Source organism: Roseibium aggregatum (genome assembly GCF_014692675.1).
GTDB classification, from domain to species: domain Bacteria; phylum Pseudomonadota; class Alphaproteobacteria; order Rhizobiales; family Stappiaceae; genus Roseibium; species Roseibium aggregatum_C.
Genome location: NZ_JABFCZ010000009.1, coordinates 1 through 21,480 on the forward strand (window position 1 = coordinate 1; position 21,480 = coordinate 21,480).

The 21,480-nt window shown below is 61.1% G+C and carries 20 protein-coding genes; 15 read left to right on the plus strand and 5 right to left on the minus strand.

Annotated elements, in window-relative coordinates; translation table 11 throughout:
• Positions 1 to 202: 202 nt before the first annotated feature.
• Positions 203 to 1,207 carry a cation diffusion facilitator family transporter gene (locus HK439_RS09070; RefSeq protein WP_190291089.1) on the plus strand — a complete coding sequence of 335 codons (1,005 nt, stop codon included), beginning with the start codon at positions 203 to 205 and terminating at the stop codon, positions 1,205 to 1,207.
• A 78-nt stretch (positions 1,208 to 1,285) separates the two neighbouring features.
• Positions 1,286 to 1,951, plus strand: coding sequence for a glutathione S-transferase family protein (locus HK439_RS09075; RefSeq protein WP_190291090.1), 666 nt, complete (start codon positions 1,286 to 1,288; stop codon positions 1,949 to 1,951).
• Positions 1,952 to 1,964: 13 nt separating this feature from the next.
• On the opposite strand, the gene HK439_RS09080 is transcribed toward HK439_RS09075, so the two are convergent.
• Complete coding sequence (locus HK439_RS09080; protein WP_419247583.1) at positions 1,965 to 2,705, minus strand: FadR/GntR family transcriptional regulator; 741 nt, start codon at positions 2,703 to 2,705, stop codon at positions 1,965 to 1,967.
• A gap of 177 nt (positions 2,706 to 2,882) precedes the next feature.
• Here HK439_RS09080 and HK439_RS09085 point away from each other — a divergent pair, with 177 nt between their 5' ends.
• From HK439_RS09085 to acuI, 3 genes are read left to right on the plus strand one after another with little or no spacing between them, the layout of a single operon-like run.
• On the plus strand, positions 2,883 to 3,686 hold the full coding sequence (locus HK439_RS09085) for a DUF2182 domain-containing protein (RefSeq protein ID WP_190291092.1): 804 nt from the start codon (positions 2,883 to 2,885) through the stop codon (positions 3,684 to 3,686).
• Between the two features lie 14 nt (positions 3,687 to 3,700).
• Positions 3,701 to 4,327, plus strand: coding sequence for a DUF1326 domain-containing protein (locus HK439_RS09090; protein WP_190291093.1), 627 nt, complete (start codon positions 3,701 to 3,703; stop codon positions 4,325 to 4,327).
• A gap of 31 nt (positions 4,328 to 4,358) precedes the next feature.
• Positions 4,359 to 5,351, plus strand: coding sequence for an acryloyl-CoA reductase (acuI, locus tag HK439_RS09095; protein WP_190291094.1), 993 nt, complete (start codon positions 4,359 to 4,361; stop codon positions 5,349 to 5,351).
• A 241-nt stretch (positions 5,352 to 5,592) separates the two neighbouring features.
• On the opposite strand, the gene HK439_RS09100 is transcribed toward acuI, so the two are convergent.
• Entirely contained in the window at positions 5,593 to 7,035 is a 1,443-nt protein-coding gene (locus tag HK439_RS09100) for a TrkH family potassium uptake protein (RefSeq protein ID WP_190291095.1), read from the minus strand.
• A gap of 382 nt (positions 7,036 to 7,417) precedes the next feature.
• On the opposite strand from HK439_RS09100, the gene ffh reads away from it, so the two are divergent.
• Genes ffh through rimM form a run of 4 tightly spaced genes read left to right on the plus strand, consistent with a single transcriptional unit; the run spans position 7,418 to position 10,338 of the window.
• Positions 7,418 to 8,980: a signal recognition particle protein gene (ffh, locus tag HK439_RS09105; RefSeq protein WP_190291096.1), complete on the plus strand. Its 1,563-nt coding sequence runs from the start codon at positions 7,418 to 7,420 to the stop codon at positions 8,978 to 8,980.
• A gap of 41 nt (positions 8,981 to 9,021) precedes the next feature.
• Positions 9,022 to 9,306: a chorismate mutase gene (locus HK439_RS09110; RefSeq protein ID WP_209011672.1), complete on the plus strand. Its 285-nt coding sequence runs from the start codon at positions 9,022 to 9,024 to the stop codon at positions 9,304 to 9,306.
• A 20-nt stretch (positions 9,307 to 9,326) separates the two neighbouring features.
• Positions 9,327 to 9,743, plus strand: a complete 417-nt coding sequence (rpsP, locus tag HK439_RS09115; RefSeq protein WP_190291098.1) for a 30S ribosomal protein S16 — start codon at positions 9,327 to 9,329, stop codon at positions 9,741 to 9,743.
• 49 nt (positions 9,744 to 9,792) lie between these two features.
• Positions 9,793 to 10,338 carry a ribosome maturation factor RimM gene (gene rimM / locus HK439_RS09120; RefSeq protein WP_190291099.1) on the plus strand — a complete coding sequence of 182 codons (546 nt, stop codon included), beginning with the start codon at positions 9,793 to 9,795 and terminating at the stop codon, positions 10,336 to 10,338.
• On the opposite strand, the gene HK439_RS09125 is transcribed toward rimM, so the two are convergent.
• A complete protein-coding gene (locus HK439_RS09125) occupies positions 10,296 to 10,790 on the minus strand; it encodes an antibiotic resistance protein VanZ (RefSeq protein WP_190291100.1) in 495 nt (164 codons plus the stop codon). The genes rimM and HK439_RS09125 overlap by 43 nt on opposite strands.
• Before the next feature lie 162 nt (positions 10,791 to 10,952).
• On the opposite strand from HK439_RS09125, the gene trmD reads away from it, so the two are divergent.
• On the plus strand, positions 10,953 to 11,657 hold the full coding sequence (gene trmD, locus HK439_RS09130; protein ID WP_190291101.1) for a tRNA (guanosine(37)-N1)-methyltransferase TrmD: 705 nt from the start codon (positions 10,953 to 10,955) through the stop codon (positions 11,655 to 11,657).
• 11 nt (positions 11,658 to 11,668) lie between these two features.
• On the opposite strand, the gene HK439_RS09135 is transcribed toward trmD, so the two are convergent.
• On the minus strand, positions 11,669 to 12,823 hold the full coding sequence (locus HK439_RS09135; RefSeq protein WP_190291102.1) for a helix-turn-helix transcriptional regulator: 1,155 nt from the start codon (positions 12,821 to 12,823) through the stop codon (positions 11,669 to 11,671).
• A 499-nt stretch (positions 12,824 to 13,322) separates the two neighbouring features.
• Between HK439_RS09135 and rplS the strand changes: the two genes are divergently transcribed.
• From rplS to HK439_RS09160, 5 genes are all read left to right on the plus strand, one after another.
• The gene (rplS, locus tag HK439_RS09140; RefSeq protein ID WP_190291103.1) at positions 13,323 to 13,823 is read left to right on the plus strand and encodes a 50S ribosomal protein L19; all 501 of its coding nucleotides are present in this window, start codon (positions 13,323 to 13,325) and stop codon (positions 13,821 to 13,823) included.
• Positions 13,824 to 14,096: 273 nt separating this feature from the next.
• The gene (leuC, locus tag HK439_RS09145) at positions 14,097 to 15,509 is read left to right on the plus strand and encodes a 3-isopropylmalate dehydratase large subunit (RefSeq protein WP_190291104.1); all 1,413 of its coding nucleotides are present in this window, start codon (positions 14,097 to 14,099) and stop codon (positions 15,507 to 15,509) included.
• A 300-nt stretch (positions 15,510 to 15,809) separates the two neighbouring features.
• Entirely contained in the window at positions 15,810 to 16,367 is a 558-nt protein-coding gene (locus HK439_RS09150; RefSeq protein ID WP_190291105.1) for an HNH endonuclease, read from the plus strand.
• Positions 16,368 to 16,520: 153 nt separating this feature from the next.
• Positions 16,521 to 17,864 (plus strand): pilus assembly protein, encoded by a 1,344-nt coding sequence (locus tag HK439_RS09155; RefSeq protein WP_190291106.1) that lies wholly within the window; start codon positions 16,521 to 16,523, stop codon positions 17,862 to 17,864.
• A gap of 272 nt (positions 17,865 to 18,136) precedes the next feature.
• Positions 18,137 to 19,435, plus strand: a complete 1,299-nt coding sequence (locus HK439_RS09160; protein WP_190291107.1) for a pilus assembly protein TadG-related protein — start codon at positions 18,137 to 18,139, stop codon at positions 19,433 to 19,435.
• Positions 19,436 to 19,507: 72 nt separating this feature from the next.
• Here HK439_RS09160 and acs read toward each other — a convergent pair whose 3' ends face one another.
• Complete coding sequence (gene acs / locus HK439_RS09165) at positions 19,508 to 21,445, minus strand: acetate--CoA ligase (RefSeq protein ID WP_190291108.1); 1,938 nt, start codon at positions 21,443 to 21,445, stop codon at positions 19,508 to 19,510.
• Positions 21,446 to 21,480 lie beyond the last annotated feature (35 nt).

Here is a 21,480-nt window from a genome sequence, read left to right on the forward strand (position 1 = left end):
ATTATGAGGACCAGACTGCGCGGATCTCCATCTTGGCCGGGGCTCGACCCCGAGACCGGATACGTTGACGCAGACTGAACAGAGCAATCTTCAAATTACCCCTTGCAGACGGGGCGGGCCATACGTTTCAAATTGGTTGAACGCTTGAACCCATTCCGGCCTCAATCCGGCTTCACCAGCCCTGTCCGCGCAGGAGAAACCGATGACCACGCCACACCAGTCCGGCAAAAAGACATCGCACGGCCACCATTCCGGACAGGGCCATGCCGGTCACGGCCACCGCGGCGGGCATGGCCATAGCCACCAAGGCGGAGATGGTCACGGCCATTCCCATGCGCCCGACGTGAATGACAAGAACGCCCGCGCGGTGGCCATTGCCGGGCTTCTGATCCTGTCCTTCATGTTCGCGGAGCTGATCGGCGGCTACCTGTCCGGGTCCCTGGCGCTGATGGCGGATGCCCTGCATATGGTGACCGATGCGGCCTCGCTCGGCCTGGCCTGGTGGGCGTTCCAGCAGACGAAGAAACCGCCCACTGCGTCTCTGAGCTACGGCCGGCACCGGCTGCCGGTGCTGATCGCCTTCGCCAATGCGATCTTCCTTCTGATCGTCACCGGCTGGATCTGCGTGGAAGCGGTCGGGCGGTTCATCACCCCGGAAAAGGTGCTGGCCGGTCCCATGATGGTCATCGCCATCATCGGTCTTCTGGTCAACATCGCCGCGTTCTTCGTGCTCCGCCAGGGCGGTGACGATTCCCTCAATATCCGGTCCGCGATCCTGCATGTGCTGGGCGACCTGCTCGGATCGGTGGCAGCGATCGCCGCGGCGGCGGTGATCGCCGTCACCGGCTGGTATCCGATCGATCCGATCCTGTCGGTCTTCGTCGCCCTCCTGATCGTGCGTTCCGCAATCGCCATCCTGCGCCAGTCCGGCCACATTCGGCTGGAAGGCACGCCGGAGGAGATCGACTGCCGGGAAATCATCGACGATCTGACCGTGAAAATCCCGGACTTGCTCGAGATCCATCACGTTCACATCTGGGCGCTTGCCGAAGGTCGCCTCAACGCCACGCTGCACGCACGCGTCCGTTCTGCCGATGACGTCCCGCGCATCACGGCTGCCATTCGCGAGGAACTTTCCAGCAGTCACGGGATCGGCCACGCGACCATCGAATGCGAAATCGAAGAAGCGGTTTCCGCGGACGCCTAGTCGCTTCGAGGAATTGTCAGCCCGATCCCGGCCATGCCCTAATTGCCGGATGGAATCAGCCCGGGGGAATTTGCACTCATGAAATTGTGGCACTGCTACAACGCACGGTCCCTGGGCCCGCTCTGGGCGCTGGAGGAACTGGGTCTTGATTACGACATCGAGACCCTGCCTTTTCCGCCCCGGGTCTTTCAGCGCGACTATCTTGAGATAAACCCGCTAGGAACGGTGCCTTATTTTACCGACGGCGATATCAGCATGACGGAATCGACCGCCATCTGCGTCTACCTGATCGAAAAATACGGGCGAAACGACCTTGGGCTTGCGACCAACCACCCGGACTACGCCGACTACCTGAACTGGCTGTTCCAGAGCGATGCCACGCTGACCTTCCCGCAGGCGCTGGTGTTCCGCTACTCGTGCCTCGAACCGGAGGACCGCCGCCAGCCGCAGGTGGTGTCCGATTACGCCAAGTGGTTCCTCGCCCGGCTGAAGCGGCTGAACACCCATCTGGAGACAAGAGATTATCTGTGCGACGGCCGCTTCACCATCGCCGACATCGCCGTCGGCTATGCGCTCCACTTCGGCGAAATCATCGGCTTCTTCGATTATTACACCCCGCAGGTTCAGGCCTATCTGAAACGGCTGCAGGAACGGGACGCCTTCAAACGCGCGCTGATGGTGGCCAAGGACCTCGACCCGTTCAAGGGTTTCACACCGGATCTTGCGCCTTATCTGGCGACCTGAAAGGAGCGATTATCTAGCCGTCGTCCCGCGGAACGCGCCTCAGGTCGGCGAGTTTGCGGGTATAGGCGGCAAGCTGGTCGAGCTTGTGCTGCGCGGTCACGGCATCCCGGGCTTCCAGCGCATCGGTCATCGCCTTGTGCAGGTCGGCGATGCTTTCCCGGTCGCGCAGGCGGTAGACCAGCATGTTCATCAGCGGCTGCATCGCCTCGACCGCGCCGGAGACCTGGAAACCGAGCAGCGGGTTTCCGCTGGCACGCGCAACGACGGAATGAAAGCGCACGTCCGAGGCGCAGAAATCCTCGTCGCTCAGGTCCTTGTCCCGCTGCTTGTAGACTTCCGCGCGAAGAGCGGCCAGGTCGTCGGCCGTCCGGCGCTGCGCCGCCAGCGGCAGGCAGGAGGCTTCCATCGTGAAGCGCGCCTCGATAGCGTCTTCCAGGGGAATGTCGTTCATGCCGATCAGGAGCCGGCAGGTGGAGACGAGATCGTCCTGCGCCTCGTCCCAGGTGATCCGGTTGACGAAGGCGCCGCCGGCCGCGCCGCGCTCGGAGCGGATCAGGTTCTGGGCGGCGAGCCGTTTCAGCGCCTCGCGCACCGTTGCCCGCGACACACCGAACCGGTCTGCGAGTTCCGTCTCGCTCGGCAGCTTTTCCTCGACGGCCAGATGGCCGTCGACGATGGCCTTTCGGATGGCATTGGCGATTTGGGTCGACAATCCTTCCTTCCGGATTGCCTGATATTCGATCGCCAATTGCACCTCCTTAGCCGTTCCTGAAAAGCGTCCGGAACACATGGGTGCCGGATGGTCTTCGCAAGGGTAAGAAGGCCGGGCGTCAACGTCAATGCGAAACAATCAATTGTCTGACAATTAATTGTTTGACTTTTATCTCCTTCCGGATCAGCCTCACCGGAAACGAAAAACGGGAGGAGACACATGGGCTTGAGCGCGGGCCTGATATCCAGTCGCGAATTGGGCCGCCAGCTGGTCTGGGGCTTCTTTTTCGCCAGTATCCTGGCCGCCTGGGGCCTTCTGTTCGCCATGCAGCCCGGCCTCGACCTGCCTGCCGGCTGGCAGGATCTCGGCCCGGATTACCTCGCCTCCCTGTGCCGGGGGAATGCGGGAACGGCCGGATATATGCCTGTCCTGGCCATGTGGGCTCTCATGGCGCTGGCGATGATGGCCCCGACCACCGTTCCCGCGCTGAAGACCTATACCGATCTCGGCCATGCAGGTGCGGCGTCCGCGTCCGGCCTTGCCGCGCTCATTGCCGGTTATCTCGCCGTCTGGCTCGGCTTTTCGGCCGCCGGTGCTGCGGCCCAGGTGCTGCTGTCCGGCTTCGGCCTGATCGATCCGCTGGGGCGAAGCACGGCAACCTTTTTGAACGCAGCGCTTCTGGCAACCGCCGGCGCCTATCAGTTCAGCCGTTTGAAACAGGCCTGCCTCAACAGCTGCCAGAGCCCGATGATGTTCTTCATGGCCCATTGGCGGCCGGGCGCCGCGGGCGCTTTCCGCATGGGCCTCAAACTCGGCGCCGTCTGCCTCGGCTGCTGCTGGGCGCTGATGCTGCTGGCCTTCGTCGCCGGCACCATGAACCTGGCCTTCATGGGCCTCGCCATGGCGCTGATGACAATGGAGAAAATGCCCGTTATCGGGCGCACCCTCACGGTCCCCGTCGGCATCGCGCTTCTCGCGGGCGCGGCGGCAACCATTTTTATCGCACTAACGACAACGAACTGAAAGGGAGAGGCGCCATGAGCGGATGGGCCATAAAGGGCGAATTGATTCTCAACTGCAATTGCACGGTCTTCTGTCCGTGCGTCGTCTCGCTCGGAAAGCACCCTCCCACCGAGGGCTACTGCCAGGCCTGGGCCGGGGTTCGCATCGACACCGGCCACTACGAGGGCGAAGACCTCTCCGGCCTGAATGTCGGCCTTGTCCTGGAGATCCCCGGGCTTATGGCCCGCGGCAACTGGAAGGCGGCCGCCTATATCGACGAACGCGCCTCCGATGCTGCCTATGACGGGCTCCTGAAGATCTTTTCCGGCCAGGCCCGTGGTACCACCGGTCTCTTCCGGGTGCTGGTCAGCGAATTTTTGGGGGCTGAACGTGCGCCCGTTTCCTATACCATGGAGGGCCGGAAGCGCCGGCTGATCGTCGGCAAGGCGATCAAGGGCGAAGTCGAACCGATTTCAGGCACGAGGCCGGACGAGGAAGTCGTGGTGACCAATACCGAATACTGGATGGGTCCGGACATCACGGTCGCAACCGCCAACCAGGGCCGGGTCCGCGCCTATGGCCGGGTCTGGGACTTCGACGGCCGAAGTGCGGAAATCTGCCAGATCGACTGGTCCGGTCCGTCCGCCGAAATCGCCGCATGACCGAAAACCGAACCGAAAAGGAGATTGCCGAATGACCTTCAAGGCGTTGCTCGTTGAAAAGGACGATGAGGGCAAGACCAGCGCGTCCGTTCAGGACCTGGACGACAGCCGGCTTCCCGACGGAGACGTGACCGTCGCCGTGGACTATTCCACGGTGAACTACAAGGACGGTCTGTGCATCGGCCCGGGCGGCGGCCTTGTGCGCACCTATCCGCATGTGCCCGGCATCGACTTTGCCGGCACGGTCGAGACGTCAAGCGATGATCGCTACAAGCCCGGCGACAAGGTGGTCCTGACCGGCTGGCGGGTCGGCGAGGTCTGGTGGGGCGGTTATGCCCAGAAGGCCTGCGTCAAGGCCGACTGGCTGGTTCCCCTGCCGAGTGGACTGTCGACGAGGGACGCCATGGCGATCGGCACGGCCGGCTTCACCGCCATGCTCGCGGTCATGGCTCTGGAAGACCACGGACTGAAGCCGGGCAACGGACCGGTGCTGGTCACGGGAGCGGCCGGCGGCGTCGGTTCCGTGGCAACGGCCATCCTGGCCAATCTCGGCTACGAGGTTGCCGCCGTCACCGGCCGGCCGGAAACCGAAGACTACCTGAAGTCGCTCGGCGCCACGCAGATCGTGGCGCGGACTGAGATCAACGAAACGGTCAAGCGGCCGCTGGAAAGCGAGACCTGGGCCGGCTGCATCGATGCGGTCGGCGGACCGATGCTTGCCCGTGTGCTCGGCCAGATGAAATACGGCGCTTCGGTCGCAGCCGTCGGTCTCGCGGGCGGCGCAAGCCTGCCGGCGACCGTCATCCCGTTCATCCTGCGCGGCGTCAACCTGCTCGGCATCGACAGCGTGATGCGGCCCCATGAGGACCGGATCCGCGCCTGGACCCGTCTGGCAAGCGACCTGCCCATGGAAAAGCTTCATGCCATGATCCAGCCGGCAACGCTTTCGGATCTGCCCGAGCTGGGCGCCGCGATCCTGAAAGGCCAGGTCAAGGGCCGAGTCGTCGTCGACGTGAACGCCTGAAATTAGGCGTTCAAAGGACAAGAGAACAGCTGACAAAGTTCCCTCTCTCAATAGTCACCCCGGCCAAGCGATAGCGCGAGCCGGGGCCGGGGAGGCAGAGGCCTTATGAATTTCGCCGGGGTGTTCCAATATAGAGACCCCGGCTCGCCGGTCCCGGGTCTCACTGACGTTCGCCCGGGATGACCAAATTGGAGTTTGTCATCAAGCTGGCAAACGGCCGCCGGACAACCCGGCGGCCGTCTTACCGTTCCATCCAGAAATCCGGGGTCAGGATGACGATGCCGGCGATGATCTCAAGCCGGCCGAGGATCATCTGGATCGCCAGCAGCCATTTCGCCGTATCCGACAGGCTCTGGAAGTTGCCGGCCGGGCCGATGATCTCGCCGACGCCGGGACCCACATTGGCAAGGGCCGTGATCGATGCGCTGAGCGCCGTTTCCAGGTCCATCCCCAGCAGGCTATAGATGGCGGCAAAGGCCGCAAAGGTTCCCGCGTAGAGAATGCTGAACACCAGGACGCCCTCGATCACCGAACTGCCGATCGGCTTGCCGGAATAACGGGTGTTGACCACCCGGTGCGGATGGATCATTCGCCTGAGCAGCGTGTGGATGAAGTTCAGCAACACCGCGATGCGGAACATCTTGAAGCCGCCGGCCGTCGATCCGCTGCACCCGCCGAGGAATGTCAGCAGGAAAAACATGGAAATGAAGAACGGGCCCCATTTGAGGTAATCGTCGGTGGCATATCCCGTCGTCGTCACCACCGAGACCACGTGAAACACGGAGTCCGTGAACAGGGCCAGCGGCGCACCGTCGTTTGTGGAGCGAAGGGTCAGGAAAACGGCGAAGCTTGCGACGGTGATAGTGCCGAGAAAATAGACGATCTGCGACGTATCCTCGAGCGGCTTGCGCTCGAAAAACCGGATCAGAACCAGGAACGGCACGCTCGAGGCGCACATGAAGATGATCGCCACCCAGTAGACCGCGATATTGTGGAACTGGCCGAAGGACAGGTCCGAGGTCGAGTAGCCGCCGGTCGAAACCGTGGTCATCGCGTGGTTGATCGCCTGGAAGGCGGTCATGCCGCACAGGAAATAGAGCAGCGTGCAGCTCAGCGTCAGACCCGCATAAAGGATCAGCAGACGGGCCAGGAACGGCTCGATCCGCCCGTAAGGCTTGGACGCGTTCTCCGACGATTCAATGGCGAACAGCTGGCTTCCGCCGACCCGCAGGCCGGGCAGCAGCCAGATGCCGATGACCACGATGCCGATGCCGCCGATCCACTGCATCAGCGACCGCCACAAAAGGATGCCCGGCGGCATGTTGTCCAGGCCGGTCAGGATGGTGGACCCGGTGGTCGTCAGCCCGGAGGCCGCCTCGAAAAAGGCGTCGGCGAAGGAAATGTTCAGCCCGCTGCCATAAAGCGGAATGGCGCCGGCGATCGAAAAGGCGAGCCAGGCGGCATTCACGAACAAAAGGGTTTCCCGCGACCGGTAGGTGAATTTCCGCCCCGCAAGGGCCGCGACCGTCAGGGCGCCGACACAGGCGATCATGAGCGCGGAGGCCAGGAACACGACCCAGTCCGGATTACCCGCCACGAGATCCGCGGTGGCCGGAATGAGCATGAATCCCGCAATCAGGATCAGAAGCCGGCCGATGGGAAGCGCAATCGCGCGATAGTCCATATCAAGTACCCTGCGGAGCCTCGTGATTACCCGCAACAGCGGAACAGACGACACCGGATGACTGCGATCTACTCCCTATAAAGGAAGATTCCGGTTAGACATACCCGCAAACCGGAGCGCCGGGCAATCTGGCCCTTTTCCTTGACTCTCGCGCCCGATTGCTTCATAGAGCGCCAACTCCATATGAGTGACTGACATTTCGATCCGCCGACCGGGACCCGCAAAGGTGTAAAGAGATCCCGGAGGTTCACATCCGACAGCGCGATGCGCCCTCGGGTGTCAAACTGCTTTGCGCGGATCCCGAACTGCTTTGCGCAGATCAATGTTAGTCCCCATATGGTCGGGAGATCCTCCCGAAACCTGAAATGCCAAGGACCAGTTAATGTTCGAAAGCCTGTCCGATCGACTAAGCGGAATTTTCGACAAGCTCACCGGCCGCGGGGCCCTGTCGGAAAACGACGTCAACGAAGCGCTGCGCGAAATCCGCCGCGCGCTGATCGAGGCTGACGTTGCGCTTCCGGTCGTCCGGTCCTTCACCGACAAGGTCCGCAACCGCGCGATCGGCGCAGAGGTGGTCAAGTCGATCACCCCGGGCCAGATGGTGGTCAAGATCGTCCACGACCAGCTCGTGGAGATGCTCGGCTCCGAAGGCCAGGGCATCGACCTGAATGCCGCGGCCCCCGTACCCGTGATGATGGTGGGCCTGCAGGGCTCCGGTAAAACGACCACCACCGCCAAGATTGCCCGCCGCCTGACCCAGCGCGACAAGCGCAAGGTGCTGATGGCCTCGCTCGACACCCGCCGGCCGGCCGCCCAGGAACAGCTCAAGGTCCTCGGCGAGCAGAACGGGATCGACACCCTGCCGATCATCGAAGGCCAGGGACCGGTCGAGATCGCAAAGCGGGCCATGTCGGCGGCCAAGCTCGGCGGCTATGACGTGGTCATGCTCGACACCGCCGGCCGCATCCACATCGACGAGCCGCTGATGGTGGAAATGGCCGAGGTCAAGGCCGCCGCCAACCCCCATGAAATCCTGCTCGTCGCCGATGCGCTGACCGGTCAGGACGCGGTCAACCTCGCCAAGAGCTTCGACGAGCGCGTCGGCATCACCGGGATCGCGCTGACCCGTATGGACGGCGACGGCCGCGGCGGCGCGGCCCTTTCCATGCAGGCGGTCACCGGCAAGCCGGTGAAGCTGATCGGGACCGGCGAAAAGGCCGATGCGCTGGAGGATTTCTATCCGAAGCGGATCGCCGACCGCATCCTCGGCATGGGCGACATCGTATCGCTCGTTGAAAAGGCGGCCGAAGCCATCGACGCGGAAAAGGCCGCGCAGATGGCGAAGAAGATGCAGAAGGGTCACTTCGACCTGAACGATCTCGCCGAACAGCTCAAGCAAATGGAAAAGCTCGGCGGCATGTCGGGCATGATGAGCATGCTGCCCGGCGTCGGCAAGATGAAGAAGCAGATCGAGGCTTCCAATCTCGACGACAAGATGTTCAAGCGCCAGGTCGCCATCATCCAGTCCATGACCGCGAAGGAGCGCGAAAAGCCCGAACTCCTGAAGGCAAGCCGCAAGAAGCGGGTCGCCGCCGGGTCCGGCGTCGATGTCGCGGAGGTCAACAAGCTTCTGAAGATGCACCGCCAGATGGCGGACATGATGAAGATGATGGGCAAGAAGAAGGGCATGCTCGGCAAGATGATGGGCGGCCTGACCGGAATGGGCGGCATGCCCAATGTCGATCCCAAGCAATTGGAAGAAATGGCCCGATCCGGCCAGATGCCCGGCGGAATGGATCTGCCCAAGGGCCTGCCCGGCGGCCTAGGGGGCGGCATGGGCGGCGGTTTGCCCGGCGGCATGCCCGGTCTTCCCGGCCTCGGCGGTCCGAAAATGCCCGGCGGCATGCCCGGTCTTCCCGGGATGGGCAAGGGCAAGAAGAAATGAGCGTGAGCGACGCGGAAAACCGGCTGGGCGAAAGCCCGGCCATGGCCGAGCTTCTGGCGCTGCGCGCCTCCATCGACAACATCGATGCCGCACTGGTCCACATGCTCGCAGAGCGATTCAAATGCACCCAGAAAGTGGGGATGCTGAAAGCAACCAACGACCTGCCGCCGGCGGACCCGGCGCGGGAGAAAATTCAGATCGAACGCCTGCGCCAGCTGGCTGTGCAGGCCAATCTCGATCCTGATTTTGCCGAAAAGTTCCTGAACTTCATCGTGAAGGAAGTCATCCGGCATCACGAAGCCATTGCCGCTGAAACCGGCAAATGAACAAACTGGAGAACTGAAAAATGGCTACCAAAATTCGTCTGGCACGTGGCGGTTCCAAGAAACGCCCGTATTACCGCATCGTCATTGCCGACATCCGCTCCCCGCGCGATGGCCGCTTCATCGAAAAGGTCGGTTCCTACAACCCGATGCTGCCGAAGGATTCCGAAGAACGCGTTCAGCTGAACGTCGAGCGCATCCAGTACTGGCTCGGCACCGGCGCAAAGCCGACCGACCGCGTGGCCCGTTTCCTGGATGCCGCCGGCCTCTTGAAGCGCGAACCGCGCAACAACCCGAAGAAGGCTCAGCTCGGTCAGAAGGCCCAGGAACGACTGGACGCCAAGAAGCAGGCTGAAGAAGACGCAGCCGCTGCCGCCGCAGAAGCCGCAGCCGCACCGGCAGCCGAAGAAGCTCCGGCTGAAGAAGCCGCCGCTGAATAAGATGCAGTACTCGGCCTGCGCCGGACGGCTTTGAGGATGACACCGTACAATGGGTGATGTCGGCAAAGACATGGTCCTCATGGCCGTTATCGGCGCAGCCCACGGCATTCGCGGTGAGGTGCGGGTCAAACCCTATGGCGACGACCCGCTTTCCTTCACCGACTACGGACCCCTGGTCACCGAGGACGGCAGCCGCACCTTCGAGGTGTTGAATGCCCGGGTCCAGAAGACGGTTGTCATCACCAGGTTCAAGGGCATCGACGACCGCAACCAGGCCGAGGCCCTGAACGGCCTCAACCTGTATATCCCCCGCGACCGGCTTCCCGAGCCGGAAGAAGACGAATTCTACTATTCGGATCTTGAGGGGCTTGCCGTCATCTCGACGGCAGGCGAGGACCTTGGCAAGGTCGTTGCGGTGCAGGATTTCGGCGCCGGAGACCTGCTGGAAGTCCGCCCGAAACGCGGCCGGACCTTCTACATCCCCTTCACGAAAGCCTTTGTTCCGGAAATCGACCTGGAAGCCGGCGTCGTGAAAGCCGATCTGCCGGACGATTACTTTTCAGACGAACGGTCGGAGTCGGCAGACAGATCGTAATAGATCGGCTGCAGACCCATCTGCTCCAGATCGAGCGGCACCGGCTTTTCTTCCATGACCTGCTGCGTTTCGGACCGGATCAGGGCGATGGCGGCGACGACCATGGCGATCCCCACTCCGTTGGCGAAGGCATCGGAAAGCGAGGATTCATGGTTGGGAAGGAACCCCTGGACAACCTCTCCGGCAAGGCCCATGGAAAAGGCCGCAACCGCGGAGATCCGCAGGCGGCAACAGAACAGCGCATGGATCGACAGGGTCAGAAGCGCGTAAAAGGCGACGTGGATGATCTTGTCGTAGGGATGCCCGACGCCCGTGTTAAAGACCAGCCCGGCCAGAACGCCGAATGTGAGCAGGGCAAGAAGCGGCAAAACGCGGCTCAGCGAAACATCCAGATAATGCTGGTCGACGCGCTCCTGGATAAATTTGGGCAGCTTCAAACGGAATACGGGCATTGGAAAACCTGACGCGACTACCTTCCCTAAGACTTGATACTATGCCGTGGGAAGTTTAATGCGCCACTTAAAGGCGCCGCTAAGGTGTTCAAAAGAATGGTAAACTTGTATTAACCCTAAGCATTCCCTACGAATGGCAAAACGATCCGCCGGTGACAGGACATGGCCTTCAAGGCAACCGTATTGACGCTTTACCCGGAGATGTTTCCAGGACCGCTGGGCCAGAGCCTGGCCGGCCGCGGGCTGGAACGCGGGCTATGGGCGCTGGAAACCGGCCAGATCCGGGATTTCGCCACCGACAGGCACAGGTCGGTGGACGATACGCCGGCCGGCGGCGGCGCCGGCATGGTGCTTCGCGCCGATATCCTGGCAAAGGCGATCGACGGCTCGGTGCCGGAAGACGATCCGCGACCGAAGCTGCTGATGAGCCCGCGCGGCAGGCCCTTCACCCAGTCCATGGCGCATGACCTTGCCGAGGGACCGGGCGCCGTCATCGTCTGCGGCCGGTTCGAAGGGGTCGACCAGCGGGTGATCGACGCCCGGAACCTGACGGAAGTCTCCATTGGCGACTACATCCTGTCGGGCGGCGAGATCGCCGCGATCACCATGCTGGATGCGATCGTGCGCCTGATCCCGGGCGTGATGGGCAATATGGAAAGCGCTGAAACCGAGAGCTTCGAGACCGGCCTTCTGGAACACCCGCACTATACCCGCCCAGCCGAATTCGAAGGCCGAACCATTCCGGAGGTACTGACCTCCGGAAATCACCGGAAAATCGCCGAATGGCGCCAGCAGCAGGCGGAAAAGCTCACCCGGGAACGGCGGCCGGACCTGTGGGAACGGCATCTGCTGCAGCAGAAGGACTGATCCCGTGCGCCTTACCCGAGGCCGAGCTCCGGCGTTCCGGGAAGTCGGGCCAGAAGCTGCGCGCCCATACGAACCACGTCGGACTGGGACCGTGTCCCGGTCTTGGTATGCACGCTTGCCAGCTGATTGCGCGCGGTATTGTAGGCAATGCCGAGGCGGTCTGCGGCCTCGCGCAAGCTGGAGCCGTAGATCAGTTCCTGGAGGAGCGCGCTCTCGCGTTCGGTCACTCCCAACGCGCCGGCCAGCACGCCCTGAGCGGTTTTCGGTCTGTCCTCGGGATTGAAATAGGTGACGAGGAACGGCATTCGCGGCCCGAGGAACGGGGCCAGCGACGGATGAACCTGTCCTTCCGGGCGGACCGGAAGGACAAAGAAAAAGCTGCCTCTTTGGCCCGGCCCGCGGAGGAAGACCGGACCGACGGGGCTGGAGGTTGCCTGCGCGCGGCCGATCGCATCCTCGATCCGTTTCCGGACCAGGATATCGGAGGATGTCAGGACCGCCCCGGGCGATGTGGTCAGGGCATCGTCGCGTTTCAGGGTCTGTTCCGCCAGGGTGTTCATGTGGATCAATCGACGGCCACCGTCCACGACAAAGGCGGGCGTTGGAATTTGTTCCAGCCAGAAACCGTAGCGGGCGGTATTCACCTCCCGTTTGCGGACTTCGAGAAGGAGCTTGAAGGCGCCTTGGAAATGCGGCCGCAGAAACCGCATAACGTCATTGGCGCGCGCTTCGTCCTCGTCGCTGAATTCCTTCGGGAAATTGGCGGCGACGAAGGCGGAATCCGCGCCTTGCCGGTGCAGGATAATCCCCGTTGCCCTGTTGATGTGGATATTCTCGCGGCAGAATTCGTCATAGAAGTCGGTTTTCTCCATCTCCTGCGGAGAAATCGTGTGTGCGGTTTGAACGATATCCGAGACGTCGCAGTTCAGAGCAATCGGCGGGAACGGATTGGCGGATTCGACCCGGCTCAGCTTTTCCAGCACATCGGGCCCGTGATTGTAAAAGGCACAGTCGTAGAATTCGTTCTGATAGACGCATTGCGCCTGATAGGAGATCGGCAGATCCGGGAACGCGATTGCCAGATCGGCCAGCACGCCGGTTAAACCGCCCTCCAGCAGAGCGGCGGAATAAAGCTTCTGAAGCAGTCCTTCCCGATCGAGCTGCATATGATCCCCTGTCAGACCCAGCGGACGACATCATACCGGAATGAGACAAATCTTATAGTGCATTTGGATCATTCGGGACTTTTCGCAATGCTATAAAATGAAAACTGCCGATGGGGAAAGAGAATGCCGACCGGATTGCGATTTCAATCAGGCCCGTTGTTCTCCCTCTGCAGGCTGCGAATAGCGGACTTGTTTATGAGGCATTTGCCTTCGGCCGTTTTTAAAGCACTTTGACAGGCATCAGCGGCGACCGGTATCCCCGGTCGCCGTATTTTTGGGCGTGACGGCCCGTAAAGCTCTCCGATTTTGTGCTTTTCTTAAAAACCGCATGACAAACGTTGCGTCTTCCTGTATCACGCGCGGCGAATGGACCGGATGGGTGAAGTCTTCCCACCGGCCGGGAAATGTCACCATGGCCCAGAGACGGTGAACCCGTCCCCGCGCAGTTTGATGCGGAGGACGCTCTGACCGCTTTGTAAATTGAAAAGGGAAATATGCCATGAACATTATCGAGCAGCTCAACGCCGAGGAAATGGCGAAAATCGAGGAAAGCCGCAAGCTTCCGGAATTTTCCCCCGGCGACACGGTCAAGGTCAACGTCCGCGTGACGGAAGGCAACCGGACCCGTACCCAGGCTTATGAAGGTGTCTGCATCGCCCGTTCCGGCGGCGGCATCAACGAAAGCTTCACCGTCCGCAAGATCTCCTACGGCGAAGGCGTCGAACGCGTATTCCCGGTCTACTCGCCGATGCTGGAAGGCGTCGAAGTGGTCCGCCGCGGTAAGGTTCGTCGCGCGAAGCTCTACTACCTGCGCGATCGCCGCGGCAAGTCGGCTCGTATCGTGGAAGCCACCAACGCCCGCGCCAAGCGCCTGAACGAGGAAGTTCGCGCAGACGCCGCTGCCGTCAAGGCAGCCGCAGCCGCTGAAAAAGAAGCCGCCAAGGCAGCCGAAGCAGCAGCAACTGAAGCAGCAGCTTCTGCCGAAAGCGCCGCGGAATAAGACGGACGCAGCTTTCAGGTTCGAATTTCAAAAGGGCAGTCCAGCGGGCTGCCCTTTTTGCGTTGAGTTCCGCACGTTTCAATCTCAGTTGAAGAATACTCAACTCAAACGTCTTGACCGCGCGACCTGCTTTGAGTCATTGAAATGCCCAACAATGGGGAGGGAGTGACTGCCGTTTCCCCGACAACAAAGACCGGTCCACAGACGTCTGCAGCGGATGCACTGCCGGCAGACGCTTAGAGAAAAGGCCCGGCCCGGTTTCAGGAGAGAACCATGACGCAAGCCAGGACGCTTTACGACAAGATCTGGGACGACCATGTGGTCGACATGCAGGAAGACGGAACGGGCCTGCTCTACATCGACCGTCATCTGGTTCATGAGGTGACCAGCCCCCAGGCCTTCGAAGGCCTGCGCATGACCGGTCGCAAGGTTCGCCAGCCGCACAAGACCCTGGCCGTTGTCGACCATAACGTGCCGACCACCGACCGCAGCCACGGCATCGACGATCCGGAATCCGCCCTGCAGGTCGACACGCTGGCAAAGAACGCCGCCGACTTCGATGTCGAGTACTATAACGAACTCGACCACCGCCAGGGCATCGTCCACATCGTCGGGCCGGAACAGGGCTTCACCCTGCCGGGCATGACCATCGTCTGCGGCGACAGCCACACCTCGACCCATGGCGCCTTCGGCGCGCTGGCACACGGTATCGGCACCTCGGAAGTGGAACACGTTCTGGCCACCCAGACGCTGATTCAGAAAAAAGCCAAGAACATGCTGATCCAGGTGGACGGCAAGCTGCCGGAAGGCGTGACCGCCAAGGACATCATTCTGGCGATCATCGGAGAGATCGGCACCGCCGGCGGCACCGGCTATGTCATGGAATATGCCGGCGAGGCGATCCGCGAGCTCTCCATGGAAGGCCGCATGACCGTCTGCAACATGTCGATCGAGGGCGGCGCCCGCGCCGGCCTGATTGCGCCGGACGAAAAGACCTTCGCCTATATCAAGGGCCGCCCAAAAGCTCCGACCGGCGAAGCCTGGGACCGCGCCGTCGAATACTGGAAGTCGCTGCACACCGAAGAAGGTGCGCATTTCGACAAGATCGTCGAACTCGATGCCGCCAATCTGCCGCCGATCGTCACCTGGGGTTCGTCTCCGGAGGATGTCGTCTCCGTGACCGGCGTCGTCCCGAACCCGGACGACATCGAAGACGAAACCCGGCGCACCTCCAAGTGGCGCGCGCTGGAATACATGGGCCTGAAGCCCGGCACGAAGATCACCGACATTGAGCCCAATGTCGTTTTCATCGGCTCGTGCACCAACGGCCGTATCGAGGATCTGCGCGCCGCCGCCGCCGTCATCGGCAACGGCAAGGTCAAGGACGGGATCCGCGCCATGGTGGTCCCGGGCTCCGGCCTCGTGAAGGAACAGGCGGAAGCCGAAGGTCTGGACACCATCTTCAAGGCGGCCGGTTTCGAATGGCGCGAGCCGGGATGTTCCATGTGTCTGGCCATGAACGCCGACAAGCTGGCGCCGGGCGAGCGTTGCGCATCCACGTCGAACCGCAACTTCGAAGGCCGTCAGGGCTTCAAGGGCCGCACCCATCTGGTGTCCCCGGCCATGGCCGCGGCAGCCGCCATTGCCGGCCATTTTGTCGACATTCGCGAATGGCAGGCGCCCTGATTCGACGCAATTTGGCCTGAGGTTGGCCTGAAACAAACGGGCGCCCACCGGGCGCCCGTTTGCATTTTGTCGCGGGTTCTTCGCCCCGACAAAGTCGCCTGGTTCGTTCATTTCGAAATTTCAAATGGTTAACAGGCATTAACCCCGGCCTGCACCGGGTGTCTCAGAATTGGGATTTGCGAATTTATCAGGCTTCACAAGAGTGTCACAGCCGCTCTACAATACTCGCGTCTCATGAGGACAGGCCTTGCGTCCGCACAGCCGGACGACAGCCGTCCGAGCAGGCATGAGGAGCGGAAGGTGACGATAGCGGTTTCGTCTGGAGCACACCCGGCTTTGGTGCTCAATGCGGACTACCGGCCATTGAGCTACTACCCCCTGTCTCTCTGGTCGTGGCAGGATACGATCAAGGCTGTGTTTCTCGACAGGGTGAACATCGTGTCGGAATACGACACCTGTGTCCGAAGTCCGAGCTTCGAGTTCCGATTACCCAGCGTCGTTTCCCTCAAGAGTTACGTCAAGCCCAGCCGCTACCCTGCCTTTACCCGTTTCAACGTCTTCCTCCGCGACAAATTCCAGTGTCAGTATTGCGGCTCCAGGGAGGAGCTGACCTTCGACCACCTCGTTCCCCGGTCGAAAGGTGGACAGACGACCTGGGACAATGTCATCACCGCCTGCTCGCCCTGCAATCTCAAGAAGGCCAACAAGTCCTGCAAGCAGCTGAACATGTGGCCGATGCACATGCCGTTTCAGCCGACCATCCAGGACCTGCACAACAACGGCCGCGGTTTCCCGCCGAATTACCTCCACGAAAGCTGGCTCGACTTTCTCTATTGGGATACGGAACTGGAGCCGTAATCATCGGCTTCGCGCGGCGCCCCGGGTTTCATCAATCGAAGTAAGCAACACTTAACCGAGACCGCAGGTTCCTCGATATTTCTTACAGATTTTAATAAATAAGAATTGGTTTTGTCCGACGCTCCCGGCAGGTCACATCCTGGAGAGTGCGTCATGTTTTCAGCTGCCCGCCGACAGCTCAGGTTTTCTGCGGCCCGGTTCGCAGAGAACGCAAGCGGTTCGATCCTGCCGATGGTCGCGATCATGGCCGTCATCCTGCTCGTCGTCGGCGGCGCCGCCGTGGATTACAGCCGCGCGATCGGCAATCGCACCACCATGGCAAACGCGTTGGATGCCGCAGCTCTGACCATTGCCAGCCAGTTGTCATCCTCGGTCATGACCGATGCGGAAATCGGCCAGAACCTGAAGGACGCGTTCACGGCCAATCTCAACAACATGGGCTATTCGGACGCCGCCATAGAAAACCTGCAGCACACCATCAACAGCGACGCCGGCACGATCCACGTGTCCTCCTCGATCGCCATCCCCACCAAATTCATCCATATCGGCGGAATCGGGCCGGACACGATTTCGGTCGGCGTGGAAACCGAGGTGTCCTATTCCAAATTCGATGTCGAGCTCGCCCTGGTACTCGATGTGACCGGCTCCATGAGCGGCGACATGACGACCCTGAAGGAGGCCGCAAATTCCCTTGTCGACACCCTGATTCCGAAAGGTACGTCCGAAGCCGACAGCAAGATCCGGATTTCGATCGTCCCCTACAGCCAGGGCGTCAATCTCGGCGAATTCGCCCAGGCCGTGACCGACGGCAACAAGGGAACCAGGAACTGCGTGACCGAGCGAACCGGCGATGCCCAGTATACGGACGATCCTTACGATTATGATGCGACCAATGCGGAATCCTATTTCGGCGGCGGCTCCGACGGTTGCGCCTCGACGCCGCAGATGGAGCCGCTGACCGCCAAGCGCAACAAGCTGACCACGGCGATCAACAAGCTTTCCGCCAGCGGTTCGACTGCCGGCCAGACCGGGATTGCCTGGGGCTGGTACTCCCTGTCGCCCAACTGGACAAACCTGTGGCCGACGAAAAGCGCCCCCGGCGACTACGGTGACGACGAGATCCTGAAATTCGCGGTCATCATGACCGACGGCGATTTCAACACTTATTACAATTATGAAGATCATCGGGAGTGCAAAGGCTGGGGCTGGGGCCGGAAATGCTCGACGGTCAAGGGTTGGACGGAGAAAAGGGAATCGGAAAACGACACCAACATCTCCTCGACACGGGCCAAGGCACTCTGTTCCGCAATGAAGGACGAGGGGGTCGACGTCTATACGATCTATTTCGGTTCGAACAGCAGCTCGGCCGGCGCGAAGGTCATGAAATCCTGCGCCACCAGCGGATCGACCTTCTACATGGCCTCATCCGATGATGCCCTGGTCGCCGCCTTCGGCAACATCGCCAAGAAAGTGCAGGCAATCTATCTCGCAAAATAGGACTGCCAGGCATCAGACTTCAATTCTATATCCGTAATTGTTCTGTTCCGAATTTCTACTTATAGTTTGAAAATAGTTTCAAATAATCCGAGAGGATTTATATTATTTCGCAGGAAAAGTGGTTAATGTATATAACTTTATACATTTGATTTAAGAATTCTCCAACTTTTATAAGATATGTAAAGCTGGTTGACCTTGGAGTCGCCTCGTTGAAATATGAATCCGGTTTAATACAGCTACAAAAACTAAAAACAGACCAGCGCGGCTCCATCATGCCGATGTTCGCCATCCTAGGCGTTCTGATAATGGTCATTGCCGGCGCGGCCGTGGACTACAGCCGCGCGGTGAACAACCGTGAAAAAATGGCCCATGCCCTGGATGCCGCCGCATTGACGCTGGCAACCCAGCTGTCGACATCGGTCATGACCGACAGCCAGATCGACACCCAGCTTTCCGAAGCGTTTGCGGCGAACATCCAGACACTCGGCCTGGATGACGTCGCGATTTCCAACCTGACCCATACCGTTGACCCCGACAACGGGATCATCGACATCTCCACGACCGTCGCGGTTCCGACCCAGTTCCTGAGCATGGGCGGTATCGGACCGGACAACCTGACCGTCCACGTCAAAACGGAAGTGAACTATTCCAGGTTCAACGTCGAACTGGCGCTCGTGCTCGATGTGACCGGTTCGATGCGCTACGACATCGACACGCTGCAGGAAGCTTCGAACGACCTTCTGGACACGCTTATTCCCGACGGCACAGATCCTTCGGACAGCAAGGTACGGATCTCGATCATCCCCTACAGCCAGGGCGTCAACCTCGGCAGCGATGCGTCGACGGTCACCAATGGAGACGCCTCCGGCAGCTGCGTGACCGAACGCGTTGGCGAGGCGCAATATACGGATGATCCGTATGATTATACGCCGGCGGATACCAGCCTGGTCTCCTCCAGCTACTTCGGCGGCGGCACGGGAAGTTGTCCGGGCAGTTCGATGAAGCTCCAGCCGCTGACCAGCAACCGGACCACCCTTCAGAACAAGATCACGGCTCTGGACGATGGCGGCGGAACCGCCGGCCAGACCGGTGTGGCCTGGGGCTGGTACACGCTGTCGCCGAACTGGACGAACCTTTGGCCCGCGGACAGCGCACCCGGTGCTTATGATGACGATGAACTTCTGAAGTTTGCGATCATCATGACCGACGGTGACAACAACCGCTATTACGACCTGGATGTCGAAAAGTGCGGCTGGAAATACAACTACTACAAACACAGTTACGAATATTCCTGTTACACGGACACCGGCTGGTCGGAGAACTCCGAAAGCGAAAGCTACAGCAACGAATCGTCGACACGGCAGCGGGCCCTGTGCCAGGCCATGAAGGACCAGGGGATCACGGTCTACGGAATTTATTTCGGAACCAACACCTCGTCGGCGGGCGCAAAAAACATGTCATCCTGCGCGACCGACGACACAACCTTCTATCAGGCGAATTCAAGCAGCGAACTGATCAGCGCCTTCGGCAACATTGCCAAGAAGATCCAGTCGATCTATCTCGCGAAGTAGAGCCGGATAACGCGCCGCAAACAAAAAGCCCGCCGGTCCGGCGGGCTTTCCTTTTTTCATGCAGCGGACTGATCAGCCGCGGTTCTGCCGGTTCTCGATCAGGTCGTCGACCACGGCCGGTTCGGCCAGGGTCGACGTGTCGCCCAGATTGTCGAAGCTGTCCTCGGCGATCTTGCGCAGGATTCGGCGCATGATCTTGCCCGAGCGGGTCTTCGGCAGGCCCGGCGCAAACTGGATCAGGTCCGGAGAGGCGATCGGCCCGATTTCGGACCGCACGTGGGCGACCAGCTCCTTCTTGAGCGCGTCGGTCGGCTCCTCGCCTTCCATCAGGGTGACGTAGGCATAGATGCCCTGACCCTTGATGTCGTGCGGATAGCCGACCACGGCAGCTTCCGAGACCTTCGGATGGGCCACCAGCGCGCTTTCCACTTCCGCCGTTCCCATGCGGTGGCCGGACACGTTGATCACGTCGTCGACGCGGCCGGTGATCCAGTAATAGCCGTCTTCGTCGCGGCGGCAGCCGTCACCGGTGAAATAGAGGCCCTTGTAGGTGGCGAAATAGGTCTGCACGAAACGCTCGTGATCGCCGTAGACCGTGCGCATCTGGCCGGGCCAACTGTCCTTGATGACCAGATTGCCTTCGGTCGCCCCTTCCAGGAACTTGCCGTCCGCATCGACCACGCCGGGCTGGATGCCGAAGAACGGCCGCGTTGCGGAGCCCGGCTTCAGATCCGTGGCGCCGGGCAGAGGCGTGATCAGGATGCCGCCGGTTTCCGTCTGCCACCAGGTATCGACAATCGGGCAGCGCTTTTCGCCGACCACGTTGTAATACCAGGTCCAGGCTTCCGGGTTGATCGGCTCGCCCACCGACCCGAGCAGGCGCAGCGACTTGCGCGAGGTCTTGGTGACATGCTCGTCACCGGCCCCCATCAGGGCGCGGATCGCCGTCGGCGCGGTATAGAAGATGTTGACGTTGTGCTTGTCGCAGACTTCCCAGAACCGGCCCGGTCCAGGATAGGTCGGCACGCCTTCGAACATCAGCGTGGTCGCCCCGTTGGCGAGCGGCCCGTAGACGATGTAGCTGTGCCCGGTGACCCAGCCCACATCCGCCGTACACCAGTAGACGTCGCCGTCATGGTAGTCGAAGACGTACTCATGGGTCATGGAGGCGTAGACGAGATAGCCGCCCGACGTATGCAGCACGCCCTTCGGCTTGCCGGTCGAACCCGAGGTATAGAGGATGAACAGCGGGTCTTCGGCGCTCATTTCCACCGGCGTGCAATGGTCGGACACGCGATCGGCTTCCTCGTGGTACCAGACGTCCCGGCCGGACTGCATGGCAATGTCGCCGCCGGTGCGCCGGACCACGATGACGCTGTCGACGGGGGCCTTTTCGGCCGCCCGGTCCACATTGGCCTTGAGCGGCACCTTGCGCCCGCCGCGCAGGCCCTCATCGGCGGTGATGACGCATTTGCTTTCGCAGTCCTCGATGCGCTGCGCCAGCGAATCCGGCGAGAACCCGCCGAAGACGATGGAATGCACCGCGCCGATGCGCGCGCAGGCGAGCATGGCGTAGGCCGCTTCCGGGATCATCGGCAGATAGATGGTCACCCGGTCGCCCTTCTTCACGCCCTGGGCGTGAAGGACGTTGGCGAACACGTTCACTTCATGATGAAGCTGCTTGTAGGTGATGACCTTGTGCTCGGACGGATCGTCGCCTTCCCAGATGATGGCCGGCTGGTCGCCGCGGGTCGCCACATGGCGGTCGACGCAATTGGCGGAAACGTTGAGCGTGCCGTCCTCGAACCACTTGATGGAAACATTGTGGTAGTCGTAGGAGGTGTTCTTCACCTTCGTGAAGGGCTTGATCCAGTCGATCCGCTTGCCGTGCTCGCCCCAGAACCCGTTCGGGTCGTCCACGGAGCGCTGGTACATCTCAAGGTACTTGGCATTGTCCACGTGCGCGCGCGCGGCAACTTCCGCAGGCACGGGGAAAACATTATCCGACATGTAATTACCTCCCAAACACCACTGATGGGCACGCC

Coding starts and splice junctions, on each gene's coding strand:
- HK439_RS09070 (WP_190291089.1), top strand. CDS start 203: ATGACCACGCCACACCAGTCCGGCAAAAAGACATCGCACGGCCACCAT.
- HK439_RS09075 (WP_190291090.1), top strand. CDS start 1,286: ATGAAATTGTGGCACTGCTACAACGCACGGTCCCTGGGCCCGCTCTGG.
- HK439_RS09085 (WP_190291092.1), top strand. CDS start 2,883: ATGGGCTTGAGCGCGGGCCTGATATCCAGTCGCGAATTGGGCCGCCAG.
- HK439_RS09090 (WP_190291093.1), top strand. CDS start 3,701: ATGAGCGGATGGGCCATAAAGGGCGAATTGATTCTCAACTGCAATTGC.
- acuI (WP_190291094.1), top strand. CDS start 4,359: ATGACCTTCAAGGCGTTGCTCGTTGAAAAGGACGATGAGGGCAAGACC.
- HK439_RS09100 (WP_190291095.1), bottom strand. CDS start 7,035: ATGGACTATCGCGCGATTGCGCTTCCCATCGGCCGGCTTCTGATCCTG.
- ffh (WP_190291096.1), top strand. CDS start 7,418: ATGTTCGAAAGCCTGTCCGATCGACTAAGCGGAATTTTCGACAAGCTC.
- HK439_RS09110 (WP_209011672.1), top strand. CDS start 9,022: ATGGCCGAGCTTCTGGCGCTGCGCGCCTCCATCGACAACATCGATGCC.
- rpsP (WP_190291098.1), top strand. CDS start 9,327: ATGGCTACCAAAATTCGTCTGGCACGTGGCGGTTCCAAGAAACGCCCG.
- rimM (WP_190291099.1), top strand. CDS start 9,793: ATGGGTGATGTCGGCAAAGACATGGTCCTCATGGCCGTTATCGGCGCA.
- HK439_RS09125 (WP_190291100.1), bottom strand. CDS start 10,790: ATGCCCGTATTCCGTTTGAAGCTGCCCAAATTTATCCAGGAGCGCGTC.
- trmD (WP_190291101.1), top strand. CDS start 10,953: ATGGCCTTCAAGGCAACCGTATTGACGCTTTACCCGGAGATGTTTCCA.
- HK439_RS09135 (WP_190291102.1), bottom strand. CDS start 12,823: ATGCAGCTCGATCGGGAAGGACTGCTTCAGAAGCTTTATTCCGCCGCT.
- rplS (WP_190291103.1), top strand. CDS start 13,323: ATGAACATTATCGAGCAGCTCAACGCCGAGGAAATGGCGAAAATCGAG.
- leuC (WP_190291104.1), top strand. CDS start 14,097: ATGACGCAAGCCAGGACGCTTTACGACAAGATCTGGGACGACCATGTG.
- HK439_RS09155 (WP_190291106.1), top strand. CDS start 16,521: ATGTTTTCAGCTGCCCGCCGACAGCTCAGGTTTTCTGCGGCCCGGTTC.
- HK439_RS09160 (WP_190291107.1), top strand. CDS start 18,137: ATGCCGATGTTCGCCATCCTAGGCGTTCTGATAATGGTCATTGCCGGC.
- acs (WP_190291108.1), bottom strand. CDS start 21,445: ATGTCGGATAATGTTTTCCCCGTGCCTGCGGAAGTTGCCGCGCGCGCG.